This is a genomic window from Cellvibrio sp., from assembly GCF_053579595.1.
Window position 1 is genome coordinate 1 of the sequence record NZ_JBRFPI010000364.1, and the last position, 4,483, is coordinate 4,483.

7 protein-coding genes are annotated in these 4,483 nt (G+C 43.7%); 2 read left to right on the forward strand and 5 right to left on the reverse strand.

Annotation, left to right across the window (positions count from 1 at the left end; translation table 11 throughout):
• Window positions 1-12 precede the first annotated feature (12 nt).
• Window positions 13-135, forward strand: a complete 123-nt coding sequence (locus ACWA6V_RS17720) for a zinc-binding dehydrogenase (RefSeq protein WP_449523746.1) — start codon at window positions 13-15, stop codon at window positions 133-135.
• A gap of 97 nt (window positions 136-232) precedes the next feature.
• Here the strand turns inward: ACWA6V_RS17720 and ACWA6V_RS17725 are convergent, their stop codons facing one another.
• From ACWA6V_RS17725 to ACWA6V_RS17735, 3 genes are all read right to left on the reverse strand, one after another.
• Window positions 233-1,135: an NPP1 family protein gene (locus ACWA6V_RS17725; protein ID WP_449523741.1), complete on the reverse strand. Its 903-nt coding sequence runs from the start codon at window positions 1,133-1,135 to the stop codon at window positions 233-235.
• 295 nt (window positions 1,136-1,430) lie between these two features.
• On the reverse strand, window positions 1,431-2,456 hold the full coding sequence (locus tag ACWA6V_RS17730) for an alpha/beta hydrolase (protein ID WP_449523742.1): 1,026 nt from the start codon (window positions 2,454-2,456) through the stop codon (window positions 1,431-1,433).
• A complete protein-coding gene (locus ACWA6V_RS17735) occupies window positions 2,440-2,793 on the reverse strand; it encodes a hypothetical protein (protein ID WP_449523743.1) in 354 nt (117 codons plus the stop codon). The genes ACWA6V_RS17730 and ACWA6V_RS17735 overlap by 17 nt, the downstream gene beginning before the upstream one ends.
• A 713-nt stretch (window positions 2,794-3,506) precedes the next feature.
• On the opposite strand from ACWA6V_RS17735, the gene ACWA6V_RS17740 reads away from it, so the two are divergent.
• Window positions 3,507-3,704 (forward strand): PRC-barrel domain-containing protein, encoded by a 198-nt coding sequence (locus ACWA6V_RS17740; RefSeq protein ID WP_449523744.1) that lies wholly within the window; start codon window positions 3,507-3,509, stop codon window positions 3,702-3,704.
• Here ACWA6V_RS17740 and ACWA6V_RS17745 read toward each other — a convergent pair.
• Together ACWA6V_RS17745 and ACWA6V_RS17750 are read right to left on the reverse strand one after the other, a co-directional pair.
• The gene (locus ACWA6V_RS17745) at window positions 3,682-3,825 is read right to left on the reverse strand and encodes a hypothetical protein (protein WP_449523747.1); all 144 of its coding nucleotides are present in this window, start codon (window positions 3,823-3,825) and stop codon (window positions 3,682-3,684) included. The two genes, ACWA6V_RS17740 and ACWA6V_RS17745, sit on opposite strands and share 23 nt — an antisense overlap.
• A gap of 23 nt (window positions 3,826-3,848) precedes the next feature.
• The coding region (locus tag ACWA6V_RS17750; protein WP_449523745.1) for a HipA domain-containing protein at window positions 3,849-4,483 on the reverse strand (635 nt) is incomplete at its 5' end.

A 4,483-nucleotide genomic window follows, 5' to 3' on the forward strand; every position in this document is an offset into this window, starting at 1 on the left:
ATTGGCAAGTTACTGGAGGCGTGGCATATCCTTCCGGTGATCGACAAGGTGTTTCTGTTTGGTCAAACCAAAGAGGCACTTGCCTATCTCGAAGCAGGCAGGGCGAAGGGCAAAGTAGTCGTGAAGATGAAATAAAAATCCAATAAAAAAGCGCAGGTTACCGACAGTAATCTGCGCTTTTTTATCAACCCATTACCGCAATATCACCGCAGGATTTTTTACCGCATCAATATTAGTAATTATTTTTAATGTCCTGATAAATACCAAGATAGTTAGCCTGCAATTCTTTCGCTTTGGTAGCGGCGATATCATCCCAAGTAAATGAAGTATTAGCCCAGCGTGAATCAGTGCGAGGTACGTTGGCGTTGGCCTGATCCATAATTAAACTATCGTTGCGGGTTTTAAAACTGGCAGAACCAAAATTCGATTGCTCCAGCACCATGCGATATTGGGTATTGCGTTCATGGCGGGTGCGCTCATTGGAATCCCAGTTCGCTAATGCGCGATAGTGGCTAATAATATTCGGTGCAAAAAATTCACCCCAGTTACCCTGAAACTCTACCTTGGCTTTATCAGTCGCGCTGGCAAAACGAAACGCGTGCGTTCTTATGCCGTCTTTGTGGTACACCACCAATGGATGGCCGTTGTGTTGTTGCAAACCACTCATTGCACGAGTATCAAAACTTCCATGGGCACTGGTGGAGACATGGCTGATAAGCTCTTGTCCATTCCCCTTCAGAGTCCACACAATAACGGTCTCTACATCATGGCGATGACCACCTAAAAAGGTCAGATTGACGGCCTGATCTTTTTCAAAATACAACTCATAAAAATGTGCGCAGCGTTCCAAACCATCTGTGCCCGCTTTGCATAACTGTCTGTGAATGGTGTTGGAGATATTCGCCCAACCCGCATCGCGGCAACCGCCGTAGTAGCTAGAGGTTGCACCCAAACCCGGATTCTGGCGCAAATTTTCATTGCGATGAAAAGGTGTTCCTGGATAGCAACCATCGGAATCAAAATCAAACAGTGGGTGAAATTTTCTAACAAGTCCTTCGTTGTAGGCGGTAATCCCCGCATCCCAGGTGGGAAATTCATCAGCAGTTGCTGCACTGACATTGAGCAGCGCCAACAAAACAAAAACGCTTTTTAAAATCTTCGCACTGGTTATGCTTATTCTGTTTAACACGAGTCGGACCTCCAGTTGATGGTGATTGTTTTAAACCGATCTCACTCTTCATGGAGAGCGAAATCAGAAGCAGGAGTCTAAGGTCCGATAAATGACAGGATGAGGTGATCACAAAAATTTAATGGGATTGTCACAAAGGGAAAAACCGGCGCGGAGTTTGTGCTGCGGTTAGGGTAGATGAAATTAAAACGCCCTCGCTGGCGAGGGCTTTGGGAGGAAAAGTAAAGTTTTTACAAATGGATTACAGTTTAAATACTTTATTCAAAAAGGCAATCATATCCGTCACCGCAGGTTCGGAAAGATCTTTGTAGCAGCCGTTGTTGTAATCATTGCAACCTGAATCCAAAAAGCCGTGGTTTTTGCCTTCATATATTTTAAAGCTCACTGGTTGCCCCAATTTTTTCAAATTATCCACATAAGCTTTTGCAACTGTAGGAGTAGTAAGGCCATCCAAAGCTCCCACGTGCACAAATTGTTTGGGCAAAGCCAATTCTTTCGCGCTCACCAAATATTGTTGTGGGGATACTGCCTCGTAATATTCGGGATTATCATTCACATTTATTTTATCGCCAAATAGACCACGCGGTTTTGCATTTGCCCATTTCCAGAATTGATTGCCCTCAGCTTCAAAACCACTTTTCGCAACCGCCACCATATCAAAGGCGGCATAGCTCAATATGGCAGCCTGAATTTTCAAACCATCTTTAGCGACAACTTGCTCAGCACTTACACCTTTAGGTAAATAAGTCGGTTTAAAACCCAGCGGCTTTTTATCAAACCCATCACTATCCAAATTGCGTCTGGCAACTGTTACCATCACCGCTAAATGCCCACCTGCACTATCACCCGTTACCGCTACTTTGTCCGGGTCACCGCCGTAATTTTTGATATTGTCCTTCACCCAAAGTACTGCGCCCATTGCATCTTCAATAAGTTCATTGGTCGTAGTGGTGTTATTAACATCAGCGAGCAAACGGTAATTTATATTGACGGTAATAATGTCGGTGCGGCTGGCAATACTATCTGCCAAATCCACCATGCCGGATTTACTACCCAGCAACCAACCTCCTCCATGAATAATCACCAACACGGGTTTCGCTTTTGTTTTGGTTTCGGGCACGGTGATGTCGAGCGTCAAATCAAAGCCCTTGGGACTCGCCCAAGTGATATCGCGAAAATGTTTTATTTCATGCGCAGCAAAAGCCGGGGCGCACAGTGACATAAAAAACAGCGTAAAGATCGAATAGAGACTAAAGCGACGCATCATTATTTTTTCCCAGAGTTATTAGTGCCGATGTTATTTTTTCTGATGGATACCAGATGTTTTCAGCCTGTAGCCAATGACCACACGACTTTTTGTCAATATTACTATAAGATAATTGATAAACCATAGCCAAACAATTGGGGAATTGGGTAAAGATTGGAAAAAATGGTGGGGTAACAACTATCGAACCGGTTTTAAGAGGGATTTTTCGATCGCGCAGCATTAATCCTGATAAAAATATCCATGCGTCAGCGTATGCCAGCGGGAAACTATTTTCCGGCTGAGTATTAATCCAGTTTTTGGATATTCCTTTTCGGCTTGAGCGATATGCTACTGGCAACAGTGTCACTTTCCTTGCGCAGCACAGTGTCGCTTTTAGCTGCGTGATTTCTCCATAACATTAATGCAATGCAAAAAATGGTTACCAATAAAAATCCACCTATCCACCACATATTTTCCTGAAAGAAAACCATGGTTTTTCTCCCCCCCAATATTTTTTCATTACCGATAATTCAAGACGCCATTTCACGGCAGCTCTCTGCACATTTCGTACAGGCCGTTACACAATCGGCCATATCGCCAATATTTGCACAATCTTCTGCACAAGCTTCGCAAATTTCTGCGCATAGCGAACACATATGAAAGCTGAACGATGAATTGCTCATCTGCAACGTTGCACAGGTTTCACAAACCTTTGCGCAGTTAAGCATCAATGTAAAATGCCCCGGTGCAACATGCCTACCCCCCGCTTCCAAACAATGATTTACAGCTGTGGAGTAACAAATTTGGCTGCAAGCCAAACAATGTTCAATGCAATCTGAATTTAATTGATTAAAAGACATAAGATATCCTCAGAAAAAAATAAATCGTTCAGGGGCCGCCGCTTTCAATGCCACGTAAAATTCAGCATGCGGTTTTACTGCTGATAATCCTACCTTTCCAAGGTTAGTTCCGTTCGCTTCCGCACCAATAAAATTAATTTTAAATCAGTTAACTTCTTACTGTTCGTGTGTGAGATTGCGAATAGAAAACAGCACATGGCCGCCCCGCTTGATGGGTGTAGACACGTTAATTGGGAATGACGTTTATAATCACGCTGACGAGCATCTCGGCGATATCGAAGAAATTATGCTGGATATGGCTAGTGGCAAAATCAGCTACGCGGTTTTTTCATTCGGATCTTTTTTTGGGGATGGGAGAAAAGTTATTTGCTGCACCCTGAAGCGCGTTAACTTTGGATACCGTGAATAAACGCTTCATTCTGGATATCGATAAAAAGCGGCTGGAAAGTGAACCCGGTTTCGACAAAGACGATTGGCCGGACATGGCCGATGAGACTTGGGCAAAAGGTATCCATAATTTTGCTTTGCATCCATTACTAAAACCTGAGTCAAATCAGCCCTTCATCTTCTGCACCATTTCCTTAATTACTGCATGCAAAATGGTTCTGAGGCAGCGTGATTCGCCTGCAAGTCTGGCGGAAAGATCAGGGGGAATTTGCATGAGAGCATTATTTTCATGTTGTATTTCTGCGTAGAGCATTGAGGCTTCAGTCGCAATTTGCTGACACAGGCTGTCAAATAAACGAAGCGAGGTACTTTTAGATATTTTCAGCTTTACTCCCGCATCAATTAATAATTGACGATTCAGATCCGCAAAACGATCCACACCTAAAATAGGCCAGGCAAGTTCGGTTTGTTTCGGCCAATTCTGTTTTTCAAAGGCGAGCGTGTCATACACTGCCACGCTAAGCAAATCATAAAAAGGCGCAAGTTGGATGCCTTCATGAGAAATAGTGAAACTTAAATTTTTCAAATGCGCATCACTATTGCCAACCAGTACATTAAACACCAACCAACGAAACAAACTCGTACGTGCGACAGCCGGACTGCGGCAAGCGGCTGCAATTTCTCCGAGGCGCTCCACACTACCTTGCGTGTACTTGAAACTTTTATCCAGCCCAAGTAATTGGCAAGCATCTATTACATGCTGGCGTTGCCATCCTTGTGATTGCAAAAAAAATCGATCAA

Bases quoted from the DNA above. Each gene is read 5' to 3' on its own strand.
- ACWA6V_RS17730 (WP_449523742.1), bottom strand. From the start codon at position 2,456: ATGATGCGTCGCTTTAGTCTCTATTCGATCTTTACGCTGTTTTTTATG.
- ACWA6V_RS17740 (WP_449523744.1), top strand. From the start codon at position 3,507: ATGGGTGTAGACACGTTAATTGGGAATGACGTTTATAATCACGCTGAC.
- ACWA6V_RS17745 (WP_449523747.1), bottom strand. From the start codon at position 3,825: ATGCAAAGCAAAATTATGGATACCTTTTGCCCAAGTCTCATCGGCCAT.